A 24101-nucleotide genomic window follows, 5' to 3' on the forward strand; every position below is an offset into this window, starting at 1 on the left:
ACCGCAGCCCTTACGCCCCAGCCTCATCGGGGCGTAAGGTTATATGTGTTTTACCCTCACATGTAAAGTTTTCAGAGGGCGTCGGTGACTATCCTCGGGGTCACGAAGATCAGCAGTTCACGCTTCTTGTTCTCGCTGGTGGTTTTCTTGAACAGGTAACCCAGACCGGGAATATCCCCCAGCAGCGGCACCTTGCTGACGTCGCTCTTGATGGTCTGCTGATAGATGCCGCCCAGCACCAGGGTCTCGCCGTTGTTGACCAGCACCTGGGTGGTGATGGACTGGGCGTTGATGGAGACCGCATCCCCGGTACCGGTCGGGACGGTCTCCCCCTTGGTATCCTGGGTCACGGTCAAATCCAGGATGACCCTGTTGTCCGGGGTGATCTGTGGCGTGACCTTGAGACTCAGCACCGCCTTCTTGAAGGTGACCGAGGTCGCCCCGCTGGATGAAGACTCCACATAGGGGATCTCTGTCCCCTGCTCGATCAGGGCCGGCTTCTGGTTCGCCGTGGTGACGCGAGGACTCGCGATGATCTCGGCCTTGCTCTCCTTCTCCAGGGCGGAGAGTTCGAGATCCAGTAGAGTGCCATTGGCCAGACGAGCTACCTGGAAGGCCAGGGTGCCGGCGGCATTGGTCACAGGCAGGTTGACGTTGAGACGATCTGCCACATCTGGACGAGTCATGTTGGTGTTGATTCGACTACTTCCATCTGGATTCTGGATCAGATTGCCATTTCCCGAACCATCATTGCCCTCTATGGTGCCCGAGGTGCCATTGCCATGGCCATCCGTCTTGGTCACCCCCCAACGCACCCCCAGGGCCTCGTCGAAGCCGTCGTCTATGGTCACCATGCGCGCCTCGATCACCACCTGCTTGACCGGGATATCGAGGATGTCCAGCATCCGCTTGACGTTGCTGATGACATCCGCCGTGTCCTTGACCACCAGCACGTTGGTGCGTTCATCCACGCTCACCGCCCCTCTGGGAGAGAGCAGCTTGGTGCTATCGGAGGAGAGCAGGGCCGCCACTTCGGATGCCTTGGCATAGTTGATCTGCAGGTACTCGGTATAGAGCGGCGCGAGGTCGGCTACCTGATTGCGGCTCTCCAGCTGCTGTTTCTCTCGTGCGGCAATCTCCTCCGCCGGGGCCACCAGCAGGATGTTGTTGTCCAGTCGCTTGTCGAGCCCTCTGACCTTGAGGATGATGTCGAGCGCCTGCTCCCAGGGCACACCATCGAGACGCAGCGTGATATTGCCGGAGACGGAATCCGTGGTCACCAGATTGAGATTATTGAAGTCGGCGATGATCTGCAGCACTGTCCGAACAGGAATATCCTGGAAGTTCAACGAGATTGGTTTGCCCTGATATTGTTTCGCTGTCGTGGTCGCGACCCGCTTCTTCACCTCTATGATGAACATCTTGTCGGCCTGATCGTAGCGATAATCAAACTGGCCATTGACCGAGAGCTCAAACAAGGTGTCATTGCCCTGGCGGAACACCTCCACCTGGGAGACAGGGGTCGCAAAATCCTGCACATTGATGAGATTCAGCTGATCATCCGGGATCCGGGTACCGTGAAACTTGGCGAGCACCTTCTGGCCGCGGCTGCTCACATCCACCGCCGCCGAACTGTTGTCCAGGGTCACCAGAAACTCCCCCTGCCCCTCCTTGCCACGACGAAAATCCACACCGGTAACCGAGTTGAAATAGGCGCCACTGCCGCTCGCCTGGTAGACGGACAACCGGCTTGCTGGCAGGAAGTGCGGCAGGGGCGATGGGAGAGGAGACAGGCATCGACTTGGCAACGACCCGCTGGGTATTAATAAGGCAGACTGGGTGCCACAACTGGCATCGCTGACAAGTCACGGCCGAGGGTGGCAGCAGGGGACTCTCGTTGTTGATGAGCCCGGCTGGCCCCTTCTCACCCAATGACACCAGCAATTTATTGCCTTGTTGCTGAACCTGATAAGGGGCCAGTTGATCGAGGGCTATCTTGATATCCAGACCCCCCCCTTCCCTCCACCTTGATATTATCTACCCCCTGCGCTGGATCGGCAGCGGGTTCACCGTCAGCGCCCCTATGGCACCGGGAACATGCAACAACAGCTGATTGGGTTGATAAGAGAGACGATCGGTAAAGCCGTGACTGGCTCACTGAAACTGAGCTCCAGCTGCAACTGATCAGCCAGCAAGCGGATTGACCTTGATCTCCTGCAGGGTTGCCACTGCCCACGCCTGACTGAAGGCGCTGGCGCAAAACAGCAAAGCCACTTTGGATACACTCTCTATTGTTGTTCTCATTGCTGTTCGTCCCTGATTATTGTTTTTCTTGCACATTGGCCATGGCCAACTGGGTTTCTCTTGTGACCCAGCACCCCTTCCCGTCCGGGATGGTTTCCAGCAAATCCACGGCAGTGTCGGTGATCTTGATAACCCTGCCCTGATCCAGCCCCATGTATTGATTAAGCCCAACCCGCATCGACTGGCCATCCGGCGTACGGACCAATGCCCACAACTGACCTTTTTTGCCGAGCGAACCTTGCATGCGACAAACTGGCCAGCGAGTAGCGCTCCAGCACCTCCTTCTCCCGACTGGCCACTATCTGGGCACAGTCCGGCTTGGTCTTGGCATCCACCCTGGAGCTGGTCTCTGGTTGCGGTTCAATGAAGGGGCTACGTTGATCACTGCGCTGATAGGCCATGGGGGAGAATGGTTTTATCTCCGGCAAGGGCTCGATCGGGATGGGTTTCCTCGCCTTGGTTTGTTGTACGTACGCATCCATATCCTCCTGGCCACCACAGGCCGTCAACAACAGCACCGGCAACAGCAGCTCCGATCACTCTCATGCTCATGGCTTCTGCTCCAGGGTTTTACCGTTGTACTTGTAGGTCTTGGCCTGCATGGACATGCCTATCAACTCGTCCTGACCCCGGCCTTGATTGAGCTGAAACGAATCCAGGATCACGATGCGCGGCAACGCGGCCATGTCTGCCGTGAACTTGCCGAGCTCGTGATAGGTGCCCACCACCTCGATGCGCATGGGCAATTCGGTCGAGAATTCGTGTTTGACCTCTGCCTCCCAGTTGATCCTGTTCAATTTGAGCCCATTATCGGTGGCGATGAAGCTGATGTCATCCAGCAGCCCTGCCACTTCATGGGTATTGGGCAACTGCTTGAGCTGGGTATCCACCAAATGTTCAAGCTGCACCATCTGCTTCCTGTACGCCTCCAGGTTGGCGGCCAGCATGGCCTTGCTCTCGAATTGGGTCTTCAGCTCCTGTTCTTTAGCGGTCCTTCCTGAGCAAGGCCTGGTCAGCGAATTGGCAATCACATAGTGATAAATGGCCCCTCCGCTCAGCACAGCAAAACAGAATGAAGATCCCCTTTGCCCATTTTGGCCAGCTGCGTTATGTCATTGAAATCCAGCTCGTTGAGTTGCTGAAGGTTCATTGGTTCTCCTTGGCCACATCCGCTGAAGCCGCAGCGTTGTTAGCGATCTGGAACATCATGGAGAACTGGCTAAGGGCCACGGGTGCAACATCGGCTGCGTGAAGATGGTGCTGATCTTCGACTGTCCCAACCAGCCAGACCCATCGATGCGCCGCATCATGCTGGCCACCCGGCCATAGGCTTCGGCCTTGCCGTTGACATCAATGGTATTGCTCTGCATGGCCAGGGTATTGAGATAAACCCCATTGGGCACCAGCTCAGGAAGCTGATTAAAGAGGCGGACGGGACATTACGGCGCATCTGCAACTGCTCGATAAGCTCCATCCTATCAATAAGCTCCTTACGGCGCTCTTTTAGCAGGCGAATTTCACCCAGTTGGGCATCCAGAATAGCCATCTCCTGCACCAGTCGCTGATTACGCTGTTGCTGGGTACCCGATCTGGCGCTCAACCAACCAGTCGGCGAAAAAACCCAACGCCACCGTCACCAGAACAAACACCCCCAGCAAGGCACCAAACTGTTTCTTCTGCCGCTGCGCCCTGGCTTCACGCCAAGGTAATAGGTTTATATTTGACATGGTGTGAAACTCCTCAGTGCCAACCCGAATGCCGTCATGTACCTGGCGCCATGGCTCAGCTCGGCCTCACCTTTCGGTTTGCCAAATAACGCGAACAGATCCGGATGCAGCACCTCACAGTTCACCTCTTCCTTGACCTGCACCACCAAGCCGGGCAGCAAACTGCCACCACCGGTCAGTACCAGTGTCGATAGTTCGCGATAACCGGACGAACTGCAAAAAAGCTGGATATTACGGCGTACTTGCTGCAGCAATAAATTGATATGGGGCATCAGCACATCCAGCTCATGGTCGACCGGCAAGGTGCCCTTGAACCTTAGCCTGTTCAGCATCGTCCAGGGTCATGCCGTAAAAGGAGGAGAGCGCCTGACTATATTGATCGCCACCAAAATTCTGCAGGCGGGAGTAGATCGACCTTCCCCTTTGAGCAGGGCGGCAAAGGTCATGGCGCTGGCGCCGATATCGATCACCCCGACAGGCCGCTCACTGGTCTGCAATTCTGGCAAACAAGTGACCACGGCACGACCCAGCGCATGGGCCCCCACATCCACCACCATGGTATTCATGCCCGCCTCCGTCAGCGCACTGACCCGCCGTTGACGCTCTCGGTGCGCGCCGCGCTCAGCAGCACATCCTGACGGTCATCGTTATTGGCCGTGGGGCCAAGTACCTCAAAATCGAGGCTGACCTCATCGAGGGGGAAGGGAATGAGCTGTTCTGCCTCCAACTGCACCTGATTCTCCAGCTCCTTGTCGCCAAGACGAGCATCGGTCTGGATAACTTTGGTGATCACGTTGGAACCCGTCACCGCAGTGGCGGCATATTCACTGTTGCCAGCGATCAAGCGTTTGAGGGTTTTGAGAGATTGGCTGACTCGCTCGATATCTTGCAATTGATAATCGACCAGCGTCCCTTTGGGTGTAGGGATATCGGCAACCGATTCGAGATGTAGTTTGCCGGGGCGACCACTGAGAGTGACGGCCTTGATGGTCTGACTGCCAAAATCAATTCCCACCAGCGGCAAAAGAGAACCCTTATTGAATAGCCCAAACATATACACATCCATGCGTTATTGGGTTTTTTTACTCATACTGAGTGTAGGACACACAATCACGAGGAGTCCTTCACTCATCCTAAATGCTCTATCTATCAATGTCATAAAGTTTATACCGAAAAGTGACCTGGTTCGCTTTCTTGGTGCCGGGTGGCCATCCTTGGTTATTGCGGCCCGTAGTGCTAACCTCCCGCCTCTTCTCGAGGTCGATGTCCCCGGACAGGAAAACCTCGAATCCGCGAGGGTAAAAAGGCTATACTCTGCGCCCGTTGGCTAATTTTAAGACGATTGGTAGTTCTTCCATGCTGAAATGGCTCGTTCGCCTGTTTATTGTCATGATGCTGGGTGCAGTGCTGGGTGTTGCCAGCCTCATCGGCATCTACTTCTACATCAAGCCCCAGTTGCCGGATGTGAGCGCCCTGCGCGATGTCAAACTGGCCACCCCGATGAAGGTGTACAGCCGGGATGGGGAGTTGATCTCCCAGTTTGGCGAAATTCGTCGTATCCCGTTGCGGCTGGATGAAATTCCCCAGTCCATGATAGATGCCGTGCTTGCCACCGAAGATGCTCGCTTCTATGAGCACCCGGGCATAGACCCCATCGGCATCATCCGGGCCGCCACCGTCTGGGCCGTCTCCGGCCAGGCCCGCCAGGGCGCCAGTACCATCACCCAGCAGGTTGCGCGCAACTTCTTCCTGAGCAACGAGAAGACCCTGGTGCGCAAGATAAAGGAAGTCTTCCTGGCGTGGCGCATAGAGCAAAACCTCACCAAAAACGAGATCCTTGAGCTGTACCTCAACAAAATCCCCCTCGGTTACCGCTCCTTTCGGTATCGGTGCTGCGGCTCAGGTTTACTTCGGTAAAGAGGTCAAGGATCTGGGGCTGGATGAGATCGCCATTATCGCCGGTCTGCCTAAAGCGCCATCCATGCTCAACCCGATCCGCTCTCCCGAGCGCGCCTTTGCGCGCCGCAACGTGGTGCTGGGCCGGATGCTGGAAACCGGCAAGATCACCCAGGCCCAGTTTGACGAAGCCTCAAAAATGCCTATCAAGGCCCGTTTCCACGGCGCTGAAGTGACCCTCCACGCCCCTATCCTGGCGAGATGGTGCGCCAGAAGATGCTGGAGCAGTTTGGAGAAGATGCCTACACCATGGGGCTGCACATCTACACCACTGTGAGTGCCAAGCGTCAGCGGGCCGCCAGACAGGCACTGCTGGATGGCGTCTTTGCCTATGACATGCGCCACGGCTATCGCGGCCCGACTGCCCTGCTGTGGAAAGCGGGGAAACAGCCTGGGACTACGAGCAGATCGTGGCTCACCTTGGCAAGCAACCCACTTATGATCCGCTGATGGCGGCGGTGGTCACCAAACTCGGTGACGCAGCGCCACGCTGGTGCTGAAGAATGGCAAGAAGCGGACTCGGCTGGAACGGCATCAAATGGGCCGCTCCTTTATCACCGACGACCGCCAGAGCTATGCGCCCAAATCGGCGCGCGATGTGCTGAAAGTCGGTGCCCAGATTTGGGTGCGGGAGCAGAGGGTGAAGAGCTGCTGCTGGCCAAATGCCCGACGTTAACGCCGCGCTGGTTGCCATGAACCCGAAAAATGGCGCGCTGGAAGCACTGGTCGGTGGTTTCAGCTTCGAGCTCTCCAAATTCAACCGGGTCGATCAGGCGCGTCGCCAGATCGGTTCCAACATCAACCCTTTCCTCTATGCCACCGCGCTGGAGCATGGCTATACCCTGGCGTCGCTCATCAACGATGCGCCCATCAACCAGTGGGACCCGTCAAAGGGCCCCGATGTGGCAGCCCAAGAACTCACCGGCCGTTCTATGATGGTCCCACTCCGCTGCGCCTGGGACTGGCCAAGTCCAAGAACGTGATGTCGGTACGACTGATGCGCGCCATCGGTCTGGATACCTATATCGATGGCCTGACCCGCTTTGGCTTCCCCCGCGACTTTCATCTCGCCCCATGAGTCGCTGGCGCTGGGTGCTGCCGAGTTCACCCCGCTGGAGGTGGTGCGTGGTTACTCGGTACTGGCCAACGGTGGCTTCCTGGTGACCCCTTACTTCATCGACAAAGTGACCGACAGCCTGGAGAACACCCTCTATCAGGCCAATCCTGCTATTGCTTGCACCACCTGCGAACAGCAGGTGTGCCCGAGCAGGCTCGACAGCGCCGATGCCTACGCCAATACCGTCCCTGACTGGAAGGCTCAGTGCCCGATTGACCCTGTGGTGCCCAACAACATGGCGCCGCAGACCATCAGTGCCCAGAGCGCCTTCCTGATCACCGACACCCTGACCACCGCCATCTGGGGTGGCAATGGCTGGCGTGGTACCGGCTGGCGCGCGGCCCGTGACCTCAAGCGTCACGATATCTCGGGCAAGACGGGGACCACCAACGAATCGAGGGATGCCTGGTTCTCCGGTTACACCCCGAATCTGGTGGCCACCTCCTGGATAGGGTTTGACAACCACCAGCGCGGTCTCGGCCGGGCCGAATTCGGTGGCGGCGCCGCCCAGCCCATCTGGATCGACTTCATGAAGACGGCCCTGCAGCAAGTGCCCGAGCGCAAGATGCCGGTCCCCGAAGGGATCATGCAGGTACGCATCGATCGCGAAACCGGCCTGCTGGCGACCGCCGTGGCGCCAGCGAGGAATACTTCAAGGAAGGGACCGAGCCGACCCGCTATGCGAGCAGCCGAGCTCGGATGGCAATCAGGTCTACGGCGGTGACAACCCCGATGTGGAAGGGCCCGTCTCCACCGACGATATCTTCTAAGCTGCTCTCGCGGCAGAAGCAAAACCGGCAGCCCTGGCTGCCGGTTTTTTTATTGGCCAACTGCTTGCTCATCAGCGTGGATGCGGGAGGCCAGTTCATTGAAGCAGGGGCGGCGCACCGAGTAGTGGCGATAGAGCAGGGAGATGGTGCGCCCCGGCACAGGGTCTACCACAGGGCGATAGCTGACGCCCCCCTCCTCGGCGTTGGCGGGCACCGCCAGCCTGGGCACCAGCGTCATGCCGCTGCCGGCCGCCACCATGTTGCGCAGGGTCTCGAGACTGGTGCCCTTGAAGCGCTGATCCTCGCCTATGCCGGCGGCAAAACAGAAGCCCATCGCCTGATCCCGCAGGCAGTGACCATCGGCCAGCATCAGCAACTTCTTGCCCTTGAGATTGCCAAGCGGCACCGCCCTGGCACTGGCTTCCGGATGATGCTGGGGCACCGCCAGCCACATAGGCTCCTGATAGAGAGGGATGGAGCCAAAGCCCTCCATGCCCTCCAGCTCGGCGAGCACCAGGCAATCCAGCTCCCCCTCCTCCAGCCGCTTGAGCAGCACCTGGGTCTGCTCCTCGTAGAGATAGAACTCCAGCTTGGGGAAGTGCTCCCGCAGATCCTGAATGATGTGGGGCAAGAGATAGGGGCCCACGGTGGGAATGAAGCCGATGTGGATCTCGCCGGACATGGGCTCGGCGAAGTGCTGGCCTATGCTCTTGAGCTCGCGCACCTCTTTGAGCACCTTGCGGGCCTGCAGGGCCATGGCATCGCCGGCCGGGGTAAACAACACCTTGCGGGAGGTGCGCTCGATCAGGATCACCCCCAGCTCATCTTCCAGCTTGCGCAGCTGGCCGCTCAGGGTCGGCTGGCTGACGAAGCAGCGCTCCGCCGCCTTGCGAAAATGTTTCTCCTCTTCCAGCGCTACCAGGTACTCGAGATCGCGAAGGTTCATAGGTACTGCATCCTGCCAATCTAAAGAGGCCGTTAGCATGCCCAAGAACGGTGCGGGGGACAAGGGAAGCCCGAAACGAGGAGTGACCTCCCCCACCCCGCTAACCCGGTCTGCCCCGCTGCCCTGACCCCAGGGGCCGATGCGGCAAACCCGGGCATGGCCAGGGTCAGGCCGCCATCAGGGCGGCGAGATGGCTCGCGAATGCTTGCGGCTCCCCCAAGAATGAGGAGACGGGTAGCGGGATGAGGCTCCCCCCCCGCATCAGTCCGAGGGTCGGGAATCCCTGTCCGCCGAGCCGGCGCAGCCAGCCCTGGCTTTGGGCCAGATGCCCGGCGAGATCCACCTTCTGGCAGGTCTTGGCGAACGCCTCCGCCGTGATGCCCTGCTCCTGCGCCAGCAGCGCGAGACGGGCCTGATCGCCTACCCACTGACCGTCAAGGTAATGGGACTGCTGAATGCGATGCAGCAGGCTCAAACCATCGCCACCCAGTTCGGTGACCGCCAAGATGGCCCGGATGGGGGGCTCGGAGTCGAGGAAGAGACCGTCGCTGAGCAAGAGCTCGTTGAAGTAGCGCTCACCGAAAGGCTGGCCGGTCAGGGCCTGGATCCGCTCGTCATGGGGGCGGACATGGTCCCGCAGGGCCTGGCCCATCTGCTGGCGGCGTGGACCCAGCCAGAGGCCGCCCGCATGCAGCGCTACCTGCAAACCCGGGATCCCGGCCGCGGCCTCGAGCAGGGGGGCGGCGCCATAGCACCAGCCACAGAGGGGGTCATAGACATAGTGCAGTGTGGTGTCGTTCATCTGTGTGCTCCTCGGCAATTGATCAAAAAACCGGGCAATGAATGCCCGGCAAAAAAACACAGGGAAAAGGACTCAGGCCATTACCACTTCATCTCGCCCATGTTGACCTTGGCACCTATGGCCAGGCCATCGTCCACCGGCAGGGACGGGAAGGCCTTCTTAAGGCCGTCGATCAGCTGGCCTGCATCCTTGGCGGTGGCCAACTCCTGCTCGAAGCGCTGGACGTAGTCACGGGTAAAGGTCACGGCCTGGGTGCCCTTGGGCTCGGTCCCCAGGAAATGCCCCGGAATGACCCGCTCAGGCTGGAGGGCCAGCATGCCGTCGAGGGCCTGCATCCACTGTGCCCGCGCCGCCTTGGTCTGGCTGTCCGCCATCCAGACGTGCACCCCGCTGTATACCGGCACGCCGCCAAACGCCGTCTTGATGGAAGGAGCCCAGAGATAGGCACTCGGCGTGTTCATCTCCTTGATCTCGATCTTCTCGCCATCCAGGGTCAGGTGGGAGGCCGTCATCACCTGCGGCACTATCAGGGTCTTGGGTGCCTGCTCGGCGAGGATGGGGCCCCAGTAGGCCAGCTTGGCATCCTTGGTCTGCTTGATGTGATCGACCACATGCTGGCTGGCCAGGATCTTGACGTCGGGGAAGGCCGCCTTGATGGGTTCCAGCCCGAAGTAGAAGTCGGGATCCCCGCCGCTGATGTAGACGGTGGTCAGTCGCTTGCCGCTCTGCTTGATCAGATCCACCAGCGCCTTGCCGTCATTGACCCCGAACTGGGCGTCGATGAGGATGGCCTCCTTGTCGCCGGTCACCAGCTCGGAGGAGACGGGGAAGATGGCCTTGTCGCCGGGGTTGTAGACGGTCACTGTCAGGGGGCTTGCCAGGGCGGCGCCACCGAGCAGGGTGGTGGCCAGGGTCAAGGTGCGAAGTACTGTGTTCATGGGTATGCCTCGTGGGTAAGTGGTCATCGAATGGACACAGTTTATTGCAAACTTTTCAGCGCAAATACCGCATAATAAGCGCATCACTGTTGCACAAATCGAGCATATAGAGGTGCTGAGCATGGATCGACTGACCGCATTGCGGGTCTTCGTCTGCGTGGTCGAACAGGGCAGCCTGAGCGGCGCCGGAGAGAAACTGGAGATGTCCCGCGCCATGGTTTCGCGCTATCTGGCCGAACTGGAGCGCTGGATGGGGGCCAGATTGCTGCACCGCACCACCCGTCGGCTGAGCCTGACCGGGCCTGGGGAAGAGGCACTGAATCGGGCCAGGGCCATGCTGGCGCTGGGAGAAGAGATGGAGCACCTGGCCATTCGCAGTGACGAGGCCCCCAAGGGGCAACTGCGCATCACCAGCAGCTACTCCCTCTCCGAAGCCCTGCTGGTCCAGGCCGCGGACGACTACCTGGCTCGCTACCCCGGTACGGCCATCGACATCCTGCTGCTGGACAGAACCGTCAACCTGGTGGAGGAGCGCATCGATCTCGCGGTGCGCATCACCAACGATCTGGATCCCAACCTGGTGGCGCGCCGCCTCGGCACCTGTCACTCCGTAGTCTGTGCCAGCCCCGCCTATCTGGCCCGCCATGCGCCTTTGCAGCAAGTGCAGGATCTGGCCCTGCACAACTGCCTCACCTACACCTATTTCGGCAAGAGCCTGTGGGAATTTCAGGGGCCCGATGGCCCCGAATCCGTGCCGGTGAGCGGCAACCTCAGCGCCAACATCTCCAACCTGCTGCTGGCGGCGACCCTGGATGGGGCGGGGATAAGCCTGCAGCCAGCCTACTCGGTGCAGGCCCACCTGGAGAGTGGCGCCCTGGTGCCTCTGCTGACCCAATGGCAGCCCAAGCAGCTCGGCGTCTATGCCGTCTATGGCACCCGCAAGCAGATGTCCCCCCTGCTGCGCAGCTTCCTCGACTTCCTGATCGCGCGCATGGCGGGCGATCCCCTGTGGCAGGCCCGCTGAAGACCCATGAAAAAGGGGCCTGTCGGCCCCTGTCATCCCTGTGTCGGCTTATGCCTCGAAGCCAAACGCCTTGACCGGCGACTCGCCGTCGTCGGCAGTCTCCTCGTCCACATAGATGTCGCGATAGGCGGCGTAGATGGAGTAGTTGATGGCTGGCAGCACCACCAGCAGACCCACCAGCATCAAAAGCGCACCAAAGAAAATCAGCACTGCCCCCAGCAGCCCCCACCAGAGGAAGGGCCACATGTTGCACATACAGCCCTTGAAACTGAGCCGGGCCGCCTGCCAGGCTCCCACGCCATGGAAGAAGATGAGGGCGGGGGCGAAGGTGATGGCCATCAGCACGGGCACCAGCAAGGCCAGCCCAAGCAACAGGCAGAGCAGGAACCCCTGCGCCTGTTCGGGCGTCAGGGTCAGGGTTTCCGGATCCTGGGAGAGCAGGCCGGTCAGGCCCCACTGATGCAGCATGAAGGCGCAGATGAGCAGTATCCCCATGAACAGGGCGAGCACCATCAGCCCCCCCAGCATCAGCGGGGTCAGCCGGTGACGGAAACCGGCGAAGAAGTCGGCAAACTGCAGGGGATGACCCTCATAGCCCCGGCGGGCCACCGCCACCCAGCCGGCCCCCCACACCATGTAGAGCAGCTGGGAGATGAAGCCCCCCGCCGGCAGCTGTTCCAGCAACATGCCCACCAGGAACCAGATCACTATCATGGCCACGCTGGCGCCCATGCCCTTGTTGAAGATGTCGAACCCGGTGCGGATCCAGATCCAGCCCTGCCCTATGGTGTGGCGTCTGGGTTCGCGGCGCAGGGCGCTGTCACTGTTCATCATTGACCTCGTCGAAAATAGGGGCAGAAAACCCTGTCATCAGGGCACGCTCACCGTGACCATGATGGTGCCCGTGTAAGCACCGGGGCGCACCACCTGACCCGGCAACCGGGTCGGATACAGCCTCACCTGATATTGGGTGTTGTGGCTGGCCGCCGAGTAGGGTACCGCGATGGCAGTATCAAATGGAATAGGGGTCAGCGTATCCTGCTCGACCATGCCCACCCCGACCCCGGCCAGGCTGGTGGTGACGAAGCGATTCTGGCTGCTGAGCGCCCCACCGAAGCTGTATTGCAGCGGCACTAGGTAGTCACTCGGGATCTGGCTGCAGGTCACGCTCACATTGACGCTGCGCGGGGCATAGCCCCTGGGGATCTCCCCCTCGACGAAGGCACTCTGCGCCACGGCGCCGAGATCGATAGGGATGCTGGTGCCGGCGGGGAACTGGCAGGTCGGCGTCGAGGTGACGCTGATGTTCATCGCCAGGGTGCTGAAGGCATTGACCGGACTGGTGTCCGGTGCATTGGCTCGGCGCACGAAGAGGTGGGCGACGGTGCCACTGAAGGTCTGGGTACCCGTGACCCCCTTGAGCAGCTTCAGGGTATAACGGCCGCCATTAACATCAATCCCGCCCAAGGCCAGATTCAACAGGTTACCGATGCAGACGGCCAGCAACCCGCTGCTGGTCGCGTTGAAGGGGATAGTCCGATAATTTCCTGCCGCATTGAACTCCACCTTGAGGCCGAAATAGGGGTTGAGCTTGATGAGGGTCCCCAGAGGATCGGAGAGGGTCGGCAGGCTGGTGGTTCCCTGGTAATAGACGGTCACAAGCAGCCCCACCGAGATCCCGGTGCAATCACAGGTGGCCGTGCCCGTGGTCGAGAAGGGGGTGGGACCGCTGGTCCCCCCGGGCTGATAGAGACCGTTATCGGCGGTGATGGCGCCGGTCGCCACGAAGGGACTGGTACACTGGCCATTGACGGCCTGCACCTCGCCTGGCCATGAAGCCGCCACCAGCAGGAGTGCCGCCAACAGCAAGGAAGACAGGCCCAGGTTTCCGACGCCGTCACTCATCCCGCTCTCCTCCATGCCTGCCCAGAACAAATTCCTGCTCATGATAATTGCCATCGTCGTCTATCCAGCGCAGCCGCCCGCGGGCCCCCGCCGGTACGGCGCCCGCCATGGGAAGAGAGAGGGAACCGTAAGGCGGCAGCACCCCGCCCTTGCGCCAGGCGAGATGCTGCCCGCTCAGCAACACCTCGCTCAGGCTGATGTGAAAGGGGCCCGGATTGCTGACCCTGAGTCCGCCCCCCGCCTGCCCCTGCCAGCCAAGCCGGCTAACCGCCTCGGCCGGGGAACCCGCCAATCCGGCCGGCCGGTAGAACAGCTTGATGCGGGTGCGATAAGCCAGTTGTACGCTCGCCTGCGAGGCTTGCGTCTTGGGGGGCAGTCCAAGGACATTGAGCCAGAACAGGGACTCCCTGTCCCGGGGGAGCCGGCTCAGATCCGCGCCCAGGATGCGCAGCACCTGCCCCCTCTGCGGCCCCAGCCGCATCATGGGCGGCACCACCAGAAAGGGGGTCGAGACATCGGCCGGTCCCTGCTGCTCATTGCCGCCATCGACCCAGGCCTGCAGCAGACTGGGCTCGCTGCCGTCGTTGCGTACCATCAGCCTGGCCTCGGTACCCCCCTCATAGATCACCCGGGTACGCATCAGGTTCAGGGCGGCCTCGCTGCTTGAGCACCACAACAGGGAGCCCAGCGCCAGCCATGACAGCACGGCGTACCCTTCCAGGGCCCGGCACCAGCCATGCCAACCAATGGGGTCTCTCATGAACTTGCTCCCGGAGTGAGGCAGCGGGCGGCGACCTGCTGATAGGGCATGGCAGGATCCGGCCGAGGAACCCGATAATCGAGCCGGCACCGCTCATCCCCCTCATTGCCCCACTGGACATGGAGGGTTCCCTGCTCGCCACGCACGAAGATGAGCCCCCCCTGGCCGACCACGGCCACGGCGTCGCCGCGGCCATCGACCACCTCGGCACCAAAGGGCGGCGCACTGCCATCCTGACGCACGGCCTTGAGCAGCAAGGGCTGGCCGACGTGGGTCTCATACGCCAGCTTGACGATGGCCCCCCGGCGCGGGGCCACCATCTGGGCGCTGCCATCTATCTCCACATCCAGCGGCAAGCCGCCGGGATCCAGGCCTATGATGTTGGTGCGATAGGGGTTGAGCCCGGCCAGCACGGCATAGCCATCCCCATCCACCTCGCTGCCGATCCCGTGACTGACCCTGGCCCCCTGGGCGCCCTTGGCTTCCACCAGCGCCATCGTTTCCCCTTGCGTCTGCCCCAGCACCCAGCCCTCCTCATGGACCAGCAGGGTTCCCTTGGCCGAGGCCACATACTGGGCGTAACCCTCCCCCTGGCTGGTGCTCAACCCCAGCTGGGTGGCCGCCGTCTGATACTGCAGGTTGGCACCATAGCTCAGGGCCGAGTTGCCACTTCCCCGGCTCTGATTGCCATAGACGCCGTAATAGAAGCGCCCATCCCGGGAGCCCCCGTTGAGATCCAGCCTGGCGCTGGCCCCCTGCCCCTCCTGATAGGAGAGGGTACTGCCAAGACGCGGCGCCCCCAGTTTGTCCCCTATGGGGATGCTGAGGCTCAGCACGTATTGATCCCCCACACCCTCCTCCAGGGAGTGGCTGGCCGACAGGGTCAGGCTGCCCCAGTCAAACCCCCGGTTGTAACCGAGCTGGAAGCTGCTGCTCTCCCCCTGGCCCCCCCAGAAGTCGCGGCGAATGCCGTTGAAGTAGAGATCCCCCCACTCCCCCACCGGCTGATTGATGTTGAGCTGGAAGCGATTGCGCTCCCGCTGCAACCTGTCCAGCGCCTGGGTCTGTATCGCCGCCACGTCGTTGAGGTCGAGATAGCCTTCGCTGGAGAAGCGATAGGCGGCCAGGGTGAAGTAGGTCTGGGTCCTCTCCATCTGCTTGCTGTAAGTGAGGCGATAACTCTGGCCGGCGAGGGAATCCGGTACGTTCGCACTGGCGGGCAACGCCCGCGCCCAGGAGCCGGTCACATCCAGGGCCAGGGCGCCGTAGTCCGAGCCCATGGCCGCGCCTCCCAGCAGGGCGCCGTAATCCTCGGCGGCTATGGTTCCACCATAGAGGGTCAGGGCATCCGAGAAGCCACGCCTGTAGGTGCCTTGCAGAAAATCCGGGCCATCGGGCCCCGCATCATTGCGATAGCGTCCCAGGGTCAGGCTGAAGCGGGAAGTGTCGTCTCGCAACATCTGCACCACGGAGGAGAACGGCAGGGTGAAGCTGCGCTCGCTGCCATCCGCCTCCGTGATGGTCACATCCAGATCACCGGCAAAGCTGGTGGCATAGAGATCGTCGATGGCAAAGGCGCCGGGGGCGACCTGGGTCTCATAGATGAGGGCGCTGCCCTGCCGTATGGTGACCCTGGCATTGCTCTGGGCCACCCCGCGCACCACGGGGGCAAAGCCCCGCTCGAAATCCGGCAGCATGGCGTCATCGCTGGCGAGCTGCACGCCGGTGAAGGGCACGCTGTCGAAGCTATCGCCCGGGGTGAAGTACTCCCCCAGGGTCAGTTGGGCTTTGCGGGAGGTGACATCTCGCTGCGCATAGCTGTTGAGGGGCTGATAGCCGCCCCCCTGGTTGCCCTGCCAGGAGCCGTTGTGGCGCAGGCGCCAGGCACCTAGGTTGATGCCGGTGTTGAGGTTGATGCTGCTGCTCAATGGCTCCCCTATGCTCTCCTGTTCGCTGTAATAGAGGTTGGCGTTATAGCCGACGAAGGCCGCATTGATCCCCTGCACCCACTGCTCAGGCCCCACATAGTCACGTCTGATCTGACCGAGATAAGCCTGGGGCAGGCTGAGTGCGCCGCTCAGGCTGGCCAGATCGAAGGTGAAGCTGGCCCCCGGCACCAGGGCTCCCACCTCTATGCAGTCGCCCTGGAGTTGCTGCTGCACCAACGCTTGATCGGGCAGCTTGTCGACCAAGAGCCCCCACTGCGTCAGCTGATCCGGATGAAAGCAGAACAGGGGCGTCCCGGGCTCCAGCCCCGCTCTCACCTCCACCTGCTGGCTTATTCTCTCCTTGCCATTGATGGTGATGTCGAGCTGGTAGCGCCCGGGGGGGATGAAGTCGGCACGGGAGAAGCGGGCCAGGTCGATGTTGACCCCCAGGCTGTCGAGCAGGCGGCTGTCAAACTCGATGTCGGCGGGTGGACTGACCGCTTGTCCGGCCACCTCGTCCCCCATGGCAAGAGGGCACCAGAGCAACAGGGAGAGACAGCAACCGGCGTGCCAGAGGGCGGTGGCATGAAGGCAGCAAGAGAGGGGCATTCTGGCTGTCACGGCATAGCTCCCCCTCAGCGCCGGCCTGTGCACCGGGAGCGACGAACCCTGGGTCCCACTCCGGCATCTTCCGGAATCAATTGAAGACGAATTGGCCCACCTCGCGGGCACCATAGTCATTGAGCCAATAGAAGGTCACGGCCTTGGCATGGACGGCCCCGGACAGTTGCTCAAGGGGAAAATCGAAGCTGCCCCCCGGCGCCACCATGCCGCCACTTGAGTTGCTGTAGCGCTTCGATGACGCCGTCGCCTGCAGCTCCAGATTGCTGATGCTGACGTGATAGAGGCTGGGGTTGCTGGCGCGCAGTGCGTAACCGTCACCCAGCCGGATCAGGCGCCAGCTCAACTGCCGGGCGGAGCGCTCGACATTGCCAGGCAGCCCGGATGGCCGGTAGAACATCTTGATCCGGGAGCGGAAGGCAAGCTGCACCAGATTCTGACCCTCCTGGGTCGACTTCACGCTCGGCGGCACCTCCAGCACGTTCAGCCAGAACACAGATTCGCGATCCTGGGGCAACCCCTGCCCCACGTAGGCCAGACGCAGGGACTGGCCACGCTGGGCCTCGATGCGGGTGATGGGAGGCGTTACCAGGAAGGGGAGCGCCTCGGCGCCGGGCCGGATGCGGCGATCACCCGCATCTATCCACACCTGTACCAGCGAGGGGCTGCTCCCCTTGTTGGTCAGCTCCAGGGTGACCTCACGGGCGTTGGCCGGGTAGATGACCCGGGTACCCGAGATCTGGACATGACCCCAGGCCAGCCAGGGCAGGAGCAACGCGCACCAGAGCATGAGGCTCAGCCCCACCCTGCGGGGCCTATGGATACGAAGCGCCTTCATGACTGAGCGCTCAGTGGTAGTCCAGGGAGTAGATGAGATCCGCCGAGACCAGACCGGCGCCGACGGCACCTGTGGCTATGTACTGGGCGCTGTAGTAGAGGGTGGCCCCCCCGGTGGCACTGAAGTTGACCAGCACGTTGTTGCCTGTGTTGGTTCTCAGATCGATGGGGGTGCTGTTGGCCGAGAGGATCTGCACCTCCACGTTCTGGGCCGGGTTCTTACCGCCCGAGGCGACGGCCTTGTTGCTGAGGTTGCCCGTGGTCTGCTCCACCCCGATGTTTTCGAAGTAGGCCCGCACCGACCCCGTGGTCGGGCAGCTGGTGAGGGCGAGGTTGAAGCCTGTCGCCCCCGCGGTCTGGCCTATGCTGCCGAGCGCATTGGTGCTGACGGTCGGCAGGGTCACGGTCGCCGACGCCGTACCGCCATTGACCGCGATGGCACAGGTCCCGGCGGTCACCTCACCATTGATGGTAATGACCCCGTTGAAGGCGGCAACGGGTGCCGACATCCCCATGGTGAGTCCGAGTATCAAGAGAGCCTTCGTCTTCATCACAACCTCCACCTGTCCCTGGATGTCGCTGGCGACTGCTTTTCTCCTGCCAGTGCCTTACTGCCTGCCGCCATAGGTGCCATTCAAAGACACCTTTAGTGATATATTAGTAAATAGCACAGGATTCTCAATCCCGCCGCCGTACGACTCCCTTTCCGGCGCCATGGCCCGAGGTGACGGACAGCCGGGCAAGAATGTGGCATCATTTTCCCCCTTTTGATCTCACCGCCTTATTCGATGGAGCCACCATGCGCCGCCTGTTCTTCCTCCTTCTGCTGCTCGGCAGCGCCTCCCTTCATGCCGAACCCGGCTTCATCAGCCGCCTGCTCAACCACCCGGTGCCGGGGGGCGTGGCCGTGGTGCCGCTGGGGGATGGGCCCAAGGCGCCCGCCGCTCGCTATCTGGACAAACCTGTGCTGGTGGTGCACGAAGAGGGACGGCACTGGATTGCCATCGTCGGCATTCCGCTCAAGAGTCAGGCGGGCCCCCATCAGCTGCAGGTGAGCGATGGCCGCACCTTGAATTTCACCGTCGGCAGCAAGCACTATCGCGAGCAGCACATCAAGTTGAAAAACAGCCGCCAGGTCAATCCGCTGGCCGAGGACATGGCGCGCATCAACCGTGAGCTGGCCGAACAAAACAAGGCCTACCAGACCTTCAGTCCTATTCAGCCCAGCAACCTGCTGTTCGACAAGCCGGTCAACGGCCCCCTCTCCAGCCCCTTCGGGCTGCGCCGCTTCTTCAACGGCGAGGAGCGCAACCCCCACTCCGGCCTCGACTTCGCGGTCGGTGCCGGCACCCCCATCAAGGCACCGGCCGCCGGCAAGGTGATCCTGATCGGCAACTACTTCTTCAACGGCAATACTGTGTTTGTCGATCATGGCCAGGGACTCATCAGCATGTTCTGCCACATGTCGAAAATCGATGTGACCCTGGGCCAGAGCCTGCCAAGGGGCGGCATCGTCGGCCGGGTCGGCGCCACCGGCCGCGCCACAGGTCCCCACATGCACTGGAACGTCAGCCTCAACGATGCCCGCGTCGACCCCGCCATCTTCATCGGCGCCTTCAAGCCCTGAACCGGGCAGCACGAAACGACAAAGGCAGCCTGGGCTGCCTTTGTCGTTCATGGAGAGAGGGCGTCAATCACGGGGCTGCGGCATGCTGCCCCGCCTCCTTGCCCATGGCCCGCCACATCACCAGCACCAGCAAGGTGCTGCAGGTAGGCAGCGCCAGCCAGACCCCGGCCACCCCCCACAGGGAGGAGAAGCCCCACAGGAAGCCGCCTATCAGCACCAGCTTGCCCCCGGTGAGCAGGGAGGCGATGCGGGCCCGGTTGATGGCCTGGAAGTAGGTCGCCCCCACCAGCAACAGCCCCTCCATGGGCAGACCCCAGAAGTAGAGCCAGATGCCGAGGCTGGCCACCGGCAAGAGGGCCGCGTTGTCACCGGCGAACAGATAGACCACCCCTTCCGGCCAGAGGTAGAGCGGTATCATGCCGCACAGCGCCACCACCAGGGTCACCCCCAACGCCAGGTTGCGCACCCGCAGCACCCGCTGCCAGTTGCCCGCCCCGGCGTTGAAGCTGGCGATGGGCTGGATGCCCATGGCGATCCCCTCGAAGATGAGATAGAAGAAGGCCTCGCTGTAGCTGATGACCCCGTAGGCGGCCACGTGCAGGGAGCTGCCGACCGACAGCAGCGCCTTGTTGTGCAGCGCCAGCACCACAGACAGATAGAGGTACATCAGGAAGCTCGACACCCCGAGTCGCAGGGTCTCCCGCATCAGCCGCCAGTCCGGCACCAGGGTATCCAGGCGGATGCGCAGCTGGCTGCGCGGGGTGAAGAAGTGCCACAGGCACAGGCCCCCGGTCACCGCCTGGGAGAGCATGGTGGCGATGGCCGCCCCCGCCAGCCCCCAGGGGATCACCGCCATCAGCAGGTAGTCGAGCAGCACGTTGAGCACGCCGCCCCCCACCAGGATCCAGGTGGTGAGGCCGGGTCGCCCGTCGTTGCGCAGCAGGGCGGTGAACGCCATGGAGAGCACGGCAAAGACCCCGAGCCAGGCGTACCACTGCAGGTAGGCGAAACCGGCGTCGAAGATGACCCCCTCGGCTCCCATCCAGGTCAGCATCTCCTTGCCGTACCGGATGCCGATGAAGGCGAGCACGGCGGAGGCGATGAGCACCATCACCAGCGCATTGCCGACTATGTGGCGCGCCTTTGCCTGCTCCCCCTTGCCCAGATAAAACGAAGCGAGCGACGAGGAGCCCATGCCGATCAGCGCCCCCACCGCATAGAGCACGGCGCAGATGGGGTAGGCCAGCATCATGCCCGCCAGGCCGTCCTGGCCCAGGATATGGCCGACGAAGATGCCGTCTATGGTGACATAGACGCCGGTGACCAGCATGGCGGCCACCGTCGGGGTGACGTAACGCAGGAAGAGGCGAGAGAGGGGGGCCGTGCCCAGATCGACAGTGGACATAAATTGCTCAAGGGAGGGGAACGGCCAGAATAATAGCCAAACAAGACCCGGATCACCCGTTATTTATGTTGCAGATCATTAATGTGGAAGGCTTTACCCACCCCTGCCCCTGCTTTAGGCTAAGGCGACTTCTCATGAACGGAAACGTGCGCCATGTTGCAACGCCTGCTCTGCCTGATGCTCTGTCTCAGCCTGCTCCCCTTCTCCGCTGCCCAGGCCGATGATGCCGTCACTCAGGTGGAAGAGTTGCTGCAAAGCGTCCCCAAGACCGACAGCCCCGAGAACCAGCAACTGCGGGAGAGCTATCAGCAGGCGCTGCAGTATGCCAGGGATGCCCAGCGCTATCGGGAGCAGGGCAAGGCCTATCAGCAGATCCTCATCGACTACCCCAAGGAGTCGGCCCGTCTCAAGGAGAGCCTGCACAACTATCAACCCCAGTCCCGCCCGCCCCTCTCCTCCCTCAAAGAAGAGGCACTGCGCCAGGCCATTGGCCTGAGCAGCAACCGCCAGATCAACCTGCGCAAGGAGCGCCAGGCGGTGACCGACAGCCTCAACCAGCTGGAGAGCACGGGCCAGGAGTACCATGTGCGGGTCGATGAGCTGCGCAAGCAGTTGCTGCAGACCCGCTCCCAGCTCGATCGCTTGAGCTTCAGCAACGAGTCGGATCGCCTGCAGGAGGCCCAGCAACTGGCCACCCGCCTCAAGGAGCAGAGCCTCTCTGACCGGATCCAGATGCTGGAGCTGGAGCAGCTCTCCGCCCAGCAGCGCAACGATCTCGGCAAACTCAAGCTGCAGGAGCTCAATCTCGCCATCACAGACGAAGATGAGTGGCAGAACAGCCTGCTCAACCAGCAAAACCAGCTGCGGCGGGAAAAAACGGAGCAGGCGCTGGCGGAAAGCGAGCGGCTGCGCCGGCAGCTCACCTCGGACCTGCCCCTGCTGCAGGAGCAGCAACAGCAGAACCAGGCGCTCTCCCTGCAACTCGGCGCCCTGGAAGATCAGATAGAGCGGGTACAGGACGAGCAGCGCGGCATCGACACCTCCCTGTCAGGACTGAACGATCTGGTCAACTCGGTGCGCGAGCAACTGGAATGGCTGCAGATAAGCAACGCCTACGGCGAAAACCTGCGCAGCAAGCTGGCCGATCTGCCCAACTACTTCCCCCTGGAGAAGCTGGAGTCCGACATCGTCAAGGCGCGCATGGCGAAGTACCAGTACGAGACAGAGCAAGATGCCTTGAAGGATACAGTGCAGATCCGCAACAACCTGCTCAGCGGGGATGAGATCACCCTGGACAGGGCCCAGCAGGCCGTGCTCGACAACCTGCTCAAGGCCAGACGGCAACTGCTGACCCGGCTCAACGACGCCTCAGATACCCTCATTCAGGAGCAGACCCGGCTCAAGCTGCTCTACAGCCGCCAGAACAGCAAGATCGACGAGATCCGCGAGATCAGTGCCAGCCACCTGTTCTGGATGCCGGATGTTCGCCCGCTCACCCCGGCCGTCCTGCTCGGCGTGCCCACCGCGCTGAGCCTGCTGCTCGATCCCGTCAACTGGCTGCAACTGCCCAGGGCCATAGTGGAGAACAACCCCATGACCCTGACCCTGGCGGGGCTCGGTCTGCTGGTGCTGGCCTGGTGCTGGGCCAAGCTGGGGCGCCACCTGGTGCAGTACAGCCACTACATAGCCCCGCGCATCGGCAAGGTGACCCAGGACAAGTTCAGCCTCACCAGCCGACTGCTGGTGCGCTCCCTGCTCGCGGCCCTGCCGCTGCCCGCCATGGTGCTGATGATGCGCGGCCTGCTGGACGGCGCCTGGCAATACCCCTTCGCGGTGGCCGTGGCCCGGGGCCTTGGCGAGATCTGGTTCCTGCTGCTGGCGCTGCTGGTCGCCCGCCATCTGACCCTGGAGAAGGGGATCCTCATCCTCCATTTCCGCTGGCCGAAGGAGCCGGTGCAGCGGGTCTGGGGCCAGTTCCGCACCCTGCTGCTGGTGCTGATCCCCAGCTTCTTCGTGCAGGGCATGGCCAACAGCTATCAGGAGCACGCCTTCTACGACTCCCTGGGTCGCCTCGCCTTCATCGTCGGCGCCCTCTGGCTACTGCTGTTCTTCGCCCGCCTCAACCGGGAGAAGCTGCCGCTCACCTGGGGCCAGGCGGACATGACCAAGCCCCACCTGCTGCACCACTTCATCTGGAACAGCCTGATGCTGGCCCCCCTGCTGGCGGTGCTGGGTTCCCTGTTTGGCTACTTCTATACCTCCCGCATCCTGCTGCGCCAGCTGGAGCTGAGCCTGCTAGCGGGGCTCGGTTGCCTGCTGGTCTACTACCTGGCCCATCGCTGGATGCTGATCCAGCGCCGCCGCCTCGCCTTCGATCGCGCCAAGAGCAAACGGGCCGAGATCCTGGCCCAGCGGGAGCGTGACGAGGACGATCTCAGCTCCGAGATCCCGGACGTGGTGGAGGAGCCCGAGCTGGATCTGGACACCATCAGCGCCCAGTCGCTGGGCCTGGTGCGCACCCTGCTGATGCTGGGCTTCACCATGCTGGTGGTGGTGCAATGGTCGGATCTCAACTCGGCCTTCAGCTTCCTCAGCAGCATCGAGGTGTGGCAGGTGAGCAGCAAGGTGGCCGGCATAGAGCAGCTCTCCGCCATCACCTTGCAGGATCTGATGCTGACCGCCTTCGCCTTCATCCTGACGGTGGTCACAGCCCGCAACCTGCCGGGGCTGATGGAGCTCACCCTGCTCCAGCACCTGAGCCTCTCCCCCGGCACCGGCTTCGCCCTGACCACGGTCAGCAAGTATCTGGTGATCCTCATCGGCGCCCTCACCGGCTTCTCCATGCTCGGCATCGACTGGTCCAAGACCCAGTGGCTGGTGGCGGCGCTCTCGGTGGGCCTGGGCTTCGGTCTGCAGGAGATCTTCGCGAACTTCGTCTCCGGCCTCATCATCCTGTTCGAGAAGCCGATCCGGCTCGGCGATACCGTCACCATTCGCGATCTGACCGGCACAGTCACCAAGATCAAGACCCGTGCCACCACTATCGTGGACTGGGACAGGAAGGAGATCATCGTCCCCAACAAGGCCTTCATCACCGAGCAGTTCATCAACTGGTCCCTGTCCGATGCCATCACCCGGGTCAAGCTGCGCATCCGCATCGGCCTGACTCAGGAGCCCAAGCGGGTGCAGCAGCTGCTGGAGCAGTGTGTGCAGGAGTCCACCCTGGTGCTGGATACCCCCACCCCCGAGGTGTTCCTGATCGAGTTCACCGACTCGGCCCTCATCTACGAGATCCGGCTCTATGTGAACAACATGGATCACCGGATGCCCATCACTCACGAGGTTCACTCGCTGGTGCTGGAGAAATGCAGCAGCAGGGACTTACCCTGCCCCATCAACAGATCGACATTCACCTGAGCCGCGGCTGATCCGCG

Annotated in this window: 18 protein-coding genes and 6 pseudogenes; 9 read left to right on the top strand and 15 right to left on the bottom strand. The window is 62.0% G+C overall.

The features are described 5' to 3' along the window. Positions 1-71: 71 nt before the first annotated feature. The 5 pseudogenes from ACF2JD_RS03925 to tapM form a co-directional block, all read right to left on the bottom strand. Positions 72-2304 (bottom strand): annotated as a pseudogene (locus tag ACF2JD_RS03925) (type IV pilus secretin PilQ). Between the two features lie 16 nt (positions 2305-2320). Beyond that, positions 2321-2786, bottom strand: a pseudogene (locus ACF2JD_RS03930) (pilus assembly protein PilP). A 66-nt stretch (positions 2787-2852) separates the two neighbouring features. Further along, a pseudogene (gene tapO / locus ACF2JD_RS03935) lies at positions 2853-3454 on the bottom strand (PilO family type IV pilus biogenesis protein TapO). Continuing rightward, a pseudogene (tapN, locus tag ACF2JD_RS03940) lies at positions 3451-4031 on the bottom strand (PilN family type IV pilus biogenesis protein TapN). The pseudogenes tapO and tapN overlap by 4 nt, the downstream one beginning before the upstream one ends. Then, positions 4019-5085 (bottom strand): annotated as a pseudogene (tapM, locus tag ACF2JD_RS03945) (PilM family type IVa pilus assembly protein TapM). The pseudogenes tapN and tapM overlap by 13 nt, the downstream one beginning before the upstream one ends. 302 nt (positions 5086-5387) lie before the next feature. Here tapM and ACF2JD_RS03950 point away from each other — a divergent pair. The 6 genes from ACF2JD_RS03950 to ACF2JD_RS03975 all read left to right on the top strand — a co-directional run bounded on the left by ACF2JD_RS03950 (position 5388) and on the right by ACF2JD_RS03975 (position 7828). After that, complete coding sequence (locus ACF2JD_RS03950) at positions 5388-5948, top strand: transglycosylase domain-containing protein (protein ID WP_440986805.1); 561 nt, start codon at positions 5388-5390, stop codon at positions 5946-5948. After that, positions 5869-6264, top strand: a complete 396-nt coding sequence (locus ACF2JD_RS03955) for a transglycosylase domain-containing protein (protein WP_440986806.1) — start codon at positions 5869-5871, stop codon at positions 6262-6264. Before ACF2JD_RS03950 ends, ACF2JD_RS03955 begins: the two co-directional genes overlap by 80 nt. Next, positions 6204-6437 carry a hypothetical protein gene (locus ACF2JD_RS03960; protein ID WP_440986807.1) on the top strand — a complete coding sequence of 78 codons (234 nt, stop codon included), beginning with the start codon at positions 6204-6206 and terminating at the stop codon, positions 6435-6437. The genes ACF2JD_RS03955 and ACF2JD_RS03960 overlap by 61 nt, the downstream gene beginning before the upstream one ends. 88 nt (positions 6438-6525) lie before the next feature. Next, positions 6526-6663, top strand: coding sequence for a hypothetical protein (locus tag ACF2JD_RS03965; protein WP_440986883.1), 138 nt, complete (start codon positions 6526-6528; stop codon positions 6661-6663). Further along, positions 6650-6970 carry a hypothetical protein gene (locus ACF2JD_RS03970; protein ID WP_440986808.1) on the top strand — a complete coding sequence of 107 codons (321 nt, stop codon included), beginning with the start codon at positions 6650-6652 and terminating at the stop codon, positions 6968-6970. Before ACF2JD_RS03965 ends, ACF2JD_RS03970 begins: the two co-directional genes overlap by 14 nt. A 60-nt stretch (positions 6971-7030) precedes the next feature. Then, a complete protein-coding gene (locus ACF2JD_RS03975) occupies positions 7031-7828 on the top strand; it encodes a penicillin-binding transpeptidase domain-containing protein (protein WP_440986809.1) in 798 nt (265 codons plus the stop codon). 95 nt (positions 7829-7923) lie between these two features. On the opposite strand, the gene oxyR is transcribed toward ACF2JD_RS03975, so the two are convergent. The 3 genes from oxyR to ACF2JD_RS03990 form a co-directional block, all read right to left on the bottom strand. Then, positions 7924-8820: a DNA-binding transcriptional regulator OxyR gene (gene oxyR / locus ACF2JD_RS03980; protein WP_440986810.1), complete on the bottom strand. Its 897-nt coding sequence runs from the start codon at positions 8818-8820 to the stop codon at positions 7924-7926. A 166-nt stretch (positions 8821-8986) separates the two neighbouring features. Next, positions 8987-9622: a DsbA family protein gene (locus tag ACF2JD_RS03985; RefSeq protein WP_289984810.1), complete on the bottom strand. Its 636-nt coding sequence runs from the start codon at positions 9620-9622 to the stop codon at positions 8987-8989. 80 nt (positions 9623-9702) lie between these two features. Beyond that, a complete protein-coding gene (locus ACF2JD_RS03990) occupies positions 9703-10560 on the bottom strand; it encodes a Vmh family MBL fold metallo-hydrolase (RefSeq protein WP_440986811.1) in 858 nt (285 codons plus the stop codon). A 121-nt stretch (positions 10561-10681) separates the two neighbouring features. Here ACF2JD_RS03990 and ACF2JD_RS03995 point away from each other — a divergent pair, with 121 nt between their 5' ends. Next, positions 10682-11584, top strand: a complete 903-nt coding sequence (locus tag ACF2JD_RS03995; protein WP_394294128.1) for a LysR family transcriptional regulator — start codon at positions 10682-10684, stop codon at positions 11582-11584. A gap of 48 nt (positions 11585-11632) precedes the next feature. Here ACF2JD_RS03995 and ACF2JD_RS04000 read toward each other — a convergent pair whose 3' ends face one another. From ACF2JD_RS04000 to ACF2JD_RS04025, 6 genes are all read right to left on the bottom strand, one after another. Further along, positions 11633-12415, bottom strand: coding sequence for a BPSS1780 family membrane protein (locus ACF2JD_RS04000; RefSeq protein WP_440986884.1), 783 nt, complete (start codon positions 12413-12415; stop codon positions 11633-11635). 39 nt (positions 12416-12454) lie between these two features. Then, complete coding sequence (locus ACF2JD_RS04005) at positions 12455-13489, bottom strand: fimbrial protein (protein ID WP_411166146.1); 1035 nt, start codon at positions 13487-13489, stop codon at positions 12455-12457. Then, positions 13482-14249, bottom strand: a complete 768-nt coding sequence (locus ACF2JD_RS04010) for a fimbria/pilus periplasmic chaperone (RefSeq protein ID WP_440986812.1) — start codon at positions 14247-14249, stop codon at positions 13482-13484. The genes ACF2JD_RS04005 and ACF2JD_RS04010 overlap by 8 nt, the downstream gene beginning before the upstream one ends. Further along, a complete protein-coding gene (locus ACF2JD_RS04015; RefSeq protein WP_440986813.1) occupies positions 14246-16798 on the bottom strand; it encodes a fimbria/pilus outer membrane usher protein in 2553 nt (850 codons plus the stop codon). The genes ACF2JD_RS04010 and ACF2JD_RS04015 overlap by 4 nt, the downstream gene beginning before the upstream one ends. A gap of 76 nt (positions 16799-16874) precedes the next feature. Further along, positions 16875-17636 carry a fimbria/pilus periplasmic chaperone gene (locus ACF2JD_RS04020; RefSeq protein WP_440986814.1) on the bottom strand — a complete coding sequence of 254 codons (762 nt, stop codon included), beginning with the start codon at positions 17634-17636 and terminating at the stop codon, positions 16875-16877. A 10-nt stretch (positions 17637-17646) separates the two neighbouring features. Beyond that, positions 17647-18186 (bottom strand): fimbrial protein, encoded by a 540-nt coding sequence (locus ACF2JD_RS04025; RefSeq protein ID WP_025326137.1) that lies wholly within the window; start codon positions 18184-18186, stop codon positions 17647-17649. 248 nt (positions 18187-18434) lie between these two features. Here ACF2JD_RS04025 and ACF2JD_RS04030 point away from each other — a divergent pair, with 248 nt between their 5' ends. Beyond that, a complete protein-coding gene (locus ACF2JD_RS04030; protein ID WP_395948830.1) occupies positions 18435-19262 on the top strand; it encodes a peptidoglycan DD-metalloendopeptidase family protein in 828 nt (275 codons plus the stop codon). Positions 19263-19329: 67 nt separating this feature from the next. On the opposite strand, the gene ACF2JD_RS04035 is transcribed toward ACF2JD_RS04030, so the two are convergent. Then, complete coding sequence (locus ACF2JD_RS04035; protein WP_168234560.1) at positions 19330-20667, bottom strand: MATE family efflux transporter; 1338 nt, start codon at positions 20665-20667, stop codon at positions 19330-19332. A 153-nt stretch (positions 20668-20820) separates the two neighbouring features. Here ACF2JD_RS04035 and mscM point away from each other — a divergent pair. After that, a pseudogene (gene mscM / locus ACF2JD_RS04040) lies at positions 20821-24095 on the top strand (miniconductance mechanosensitive channel MscM). The last annotated feature ends 6 nt before the right edge of the window (positions 24096-24101 follow it).

The organism is Aeromonas ichthyocola, from assembly GCF_046087985.1.
GTDB classification, from domain to species: domain Bacteria; phylum Pseudomonadota; class Gammaproteobacteria; order Enterobacterales; family Aeromonadaceae; genus Aeromonas; species Aeromonas rivipollensis.

Bases quoted from the DNA above. Each gene is read 5' to 3' on its own strand.
- ACF2JD_RS03950 (WP_440986805.1), top strand. From the start codon at position 5,388: ATGCTGAAATGGCTCGTTCGCCTGTTTATTGTCATGATGCTGGGTGCA.
- ACF2JD_RS03960 (WP_440986807.1), top strand. From the start codon at position 6,204: ATGCTGGAGCAGTTTGGAGAAGATGCCTACACCATGGGGCTGCACATC.
- ACF2JD_RS03965 (WP_440986883.1), top strand. From the start codon at position 6,526: ATGGGCCGCTCCTTTATCACCGACGACCGCCAGAGCTATGCGCCCAAA.
- ACF2JD_RS03970 (WP_440986808.1), top strand. From the start codon at position 6,650: ATGCCCGACGTTAACGCCGCGCTGGTTGCCATGAACCCGAAAAATGGC.
- oxyR (WP_440986810.1), bottom strand. From the start codon at position 8,820: ATGAACCTTCGCGATCTCGAGTACCTGGTAGCGCTGGAAGAGGAGAAA.
- ACF2JD_RS03985 (WP_289984810.1), bottom strand. From the start codon at position 9,622: ATGAACGACACCACACTGCACTATGTCTATGACCCCCTCTGTGGCTGG.
- ACF2JD_RS03990 (WP_440986811.1), bottom strand. From the start codon at position 10,560: ATGAACACAGTACTTCGCACCTTGACCCTGGCCACCACCCTGCTCGGT.
- ACF2JD_RS03995 (WP_394294128.1), top strand. From the start codon at position 10,682: ATGGATCGACTGACCGCATTGCGGGTCTTCGTCTGCGTGGTCGAACAG.
- ACF2JD_RS04000 (WP_440986884.1), bottom strand. From the start codon at position 12,415: ATGAACAGTGACAGCGCCCTGCGCCGCGAACCCAGACGCCACACCATA.
- ACF2JD_RS04005 (WP_411166146.1), bottom strand. From the start codon at position 13,489: ATGAGTGACGGCGTCGGAAACCTGGGCCTGTCTTCCTTGCTGTTGGCG.
- ACF2JD_RS04010 (WP_440986812.1), bottom strand. From the start codon at position 14,249: ATGAGAGACCCCATTGGTTGGCATGGCTGGTGCCGGGCCCTGGAAGGG.
- ACF2JD_RS04020 (WP_440986814.1), bottom strand. From the start codon at position 17,636: ATGAAGGCGCTTCGTATCCATAGGCCCCGCAGGGTGGGGCTGAGCCTC.
- ACF2JD_RS04025 (WP_025326137.1), bottom strand. From the start codon at position 18,186: ATGAAGACGAAGGCTCTCTTGATACTCGGACTCACCATGGGGATGTCG.
- ACF2JD_RS04030 (WP_395948830.1), top strand. From the start codon at position 18,435: ATGCGCCGCCTGTTCTTCCTCCTTCTGCTGCTCGGCAGCGCCTCCCTT.
- ACF2JD_RS04035 (WP_168234560.1), bottom strand. From the start codon at position 20,667: ATGTCCACTGTCGATCTGGGCACGGCCCCCCTCTCTCGCCTCTTCCTG.